Source organism: Actinocrinis sp. (assembly GCF_035605935.1).
Lineage (GTDB): Bacteria > Actinomycetota > Actinomycetes > Streptomycetales > Catenulisporaceae > Actinocrinis.
In genome coordinates, this window is record NZ_DATNGK010000251.1 from 1 (window position 1) to 3,095 (window position 3,095).

Annotated in this window: 1 protein-coding gene; it reads left to right on the top strand. The window is 69.8% G+C overall.

Annotation, left to right across the window (positions count from 1 at the left end):
- Window positions 1-1,541: 1,541 nt before the first annotated feature.
- Window positions 1,542-3,095, top strand: a 1,554-nt coding sequence (locus VN779_RS20065; RefSeq protein WP_325725624.1) for an ABC transporter ATP-binding protein, incomplete at its 3' end; no start/stop codon positions are given.

Here is a 3,095-nt window from a genome sequence, read left to right on the forward strand (position 1 = left end):
GGTTCCCTCAGTCATATCGGTCCTGAGGTCGGGTGGCCCGGGGAGCAATTCCCCGGGCCACCCCGGCCTGAACTGAAGTACGAGAAAGGCCAGCCCCGCGCCATCAACACGTGGCAGTGGACACGCAGCGTCTGCAGGCAACCACCACGAGGTCCCTATCCAGGCAAGCTGCCCGCGTGTGGAAACAGAACTGACTCTATGGGGGGATGGTCTGCGCGCCGCCGACACGACTGCCGGCCGCCCCGAGGCGACGTTCTGTCGTAGCGACTAAGTCGCGGCCGGTTGCTCAACGTGTTTGAGGATTCGTTCTTCGCATTCTTGGCGTACTGACGTAGGTCGCCGGTACCGCGTTGGCCTATAGGCGCGGCGAGCCTGATGTGCGCCGGAAGAGTCTGAGGCTGGCGGGTGGGGCTGCTGGCGTGCGGGCGGTGGCGGGCCAGCAGGCCGCCGGCGGGGGCGGGGGCCGCGGCGGGGGAAGGCCGGATGCCGCCGTCCCGGGGGGCTCCGGGTTGCCGGCGCGGCGCGAGGTACCGGCTGGGCCGTGCGCCGCGGCGGGCACGGACGGGGTGGATCCGGTTGCGGGCTGGCCGGGGATGCCGCTGCGGGCGGGTCCGCTGCCGGTGCGGGCTGGCCGCGCGGGGCGGCGGCGTGACTGGGCCGAGATCCAGACGCGGGCCGGGCGTCCGAGGTAGTAGTGAACAGCGGCCATGGCCTTTCCCCCTTTGGATGCGATAGGGCGAGAAAACAGGCGCCGGGGAGCGGTGCGTGCCGGCGGTGGCCGGTGACTGGCCAGTCGTCCGGGCGGCCGCGGCCGCGGCATCAGGCGGTTTCAGGTGCGGCAGCCGCGCCGGAACACAAGGGATTGACTCGTTGCGGTCGTGTGGTGGCGGGTGGCGCGCATCGCGGTCATCGTCTGCTCCCTTCCGCATCCTGCAGACGCCCGGCACGCCCCGGACGTGAGGTCCGCGGAGCGTTTGGGTCAGCAACTGCGAGGAGCCCGGTCCGGCTACCGGGGGATGCGCAGGCGGACCGCCCGCCGTACCGGATCCACGGGGCATCGGACTCGCGTTACGTGATCGGTCTTGAGCGTGAGTGATGCGCGCAGGGCGCCGACCGGCGCGGTTGCCGGGTTCTTAGCGATCACCGGTCCAGGCGTGCAGCCGCGGTGGATCTGGCGTGGGGAACCGGCTGGGCGCTGGCGCTGTCGAAGCCAGTATGGCCGGCTGGCGAAGGCGAGCCGGATTGGCGGTAGCGGCCGTGGCGCTGCTGTTCGGTGCCGTCAGCAGTTGCGGCTCAGCAGCCGGGTATGACAGAGGGGGTGCGACGCCACGTCCGCGCTGGTGGCTCGCCAGTTGCTCTGGCGGCATCGCCTGGCGTCAGGATGGGCTTATCCAATCAGCCACCGGATTCGCCCGCTGATCACCGCCCGGCTCGTCGCTATTGCGGACAGCATGACTGGCCGGCAGCGGCCGGAAAACCGGTCGCTGTGGAGGCCTCCCGTCAGGCACCATGGCCAGGCTGGCTGCTTGGAATGGGAACAGATGACTACGCCTGAACAAAGTCGTGGCTCACCGGCCCGGAAACGGGCGGTGCTGCTCGCGCTGCGCTACTACGGCCGTCAGATGGCCAGGCTCCGGCGCTTCGCGGTGCCCGCGATGCTGCTGCCCGCCCTGGGAAACACGTGTATTTTCTACATCGCGCCGTTGATTGTCGCTCACCTGGTCGGCCGCTTGGCTGGCCCGGGGCTGGCCGGGATCGGCGCGGCGATGCCGTATGTGCTCGGCTTCGCCGGAGTGCTGCTATTCGCCGAGGTCGTGTGGCGGATCGGCATTCACTGCCTGAACCGCCTCGACGGCCGCGGAATCGAGAACCTGTACGTGATCGGCATGGACGAGCTGCTGGCGCGGGACGCGGCGTTCTTCCACGACAACTTCGCCGGCTCGCTGACCAAACGGATGCTGAGCTTCGCGTCCCGGTTCGAGGACTTCACCGACAACCTGGTCTTCAACATCGTCGGCAGTCTCGTGCCGCTGGTGTTCGCGTCGGTGGTGCTGTGGCGCTACGACCCGTGGCTCGTCGCCGGGCTCATCGGCGTGATCGCGATCACCGGTGCCGGCATCGCACCGCTGATCCGCCGTCGTCAGAGGCTCGTCGACCAGCGCGAGGAAGCGATCGCGCGCGTGTCCGGACACGTCGCCGACAGCCTGATGAACATGGACACGATCCGCGCGTTCGCGGCCGAGGACCGGGAGGCCGCCGAGCACCGCAAGCGCGTCGCCGACCAGCGACGCAAGTCGATACGGTCCTGGGACTACGCGAACCTGCGCATCGACTCGCTGGTCGCGCCGATGTCCGTGCTGACCAACGTGCTCGGCCTGCTGCTCGCGGTCGCGCTCGGCGCGGGCCAGCACGGCATCGAGGCGATCATCGTCGCCTTCACCTACTACTCCAACGCGACGAAGATCATGTTCGAGTTCAACCAGATCTACCGTCAGCTGGAGAGCTCGCTGACCGAGGCCGCGCAGTTCACCGAGTTGCTGTTTACCCGGCCGACCGTGATCGACCCGATCGTGCCCGAGCCGCTGCGGCCGGCGGCGAGCGACGTCCGCTTCGAGCGCGTGACGTTCGCGCACGGGGGCGGGTCGCCGTTGTTCACCGGCCTCGACCTCGCCGTGCCGAGCGGGACCAGGCTCGGCCTGGTCGGCCGGTCAGGTGGCGGCAAGACCACGCTGACCCGCCTGCTGCTGCGGATGATGGACGTCAGCGACGGCCGGATCCTGATCGGCGGACAGGACATCACCAGGCTGCGCCAGTCGGATCTGCGCAGCCTGATCGCCTACGTGCCGCAAGACCCTGCGATGTTCCACCGGACGCTGCGCGACAACATCGCGTTCGCGCGCCCGGACGCGACCGACGCGGAGATCCGCCAGGCGGCGCAGGCCGCCCACGTGACCGAGTTCGCCGACGCCCTTCCGGACGGATTCGGCACGATGGTCGGCGAGCGGGGCGTGAAGCTGTCCGGCGGGCAGCGGCAGCGAGTCGCGCTGGCCCGGGCGATCCTGCGGGACGCGCCGATCCTGCTGCTCGACGAAGCA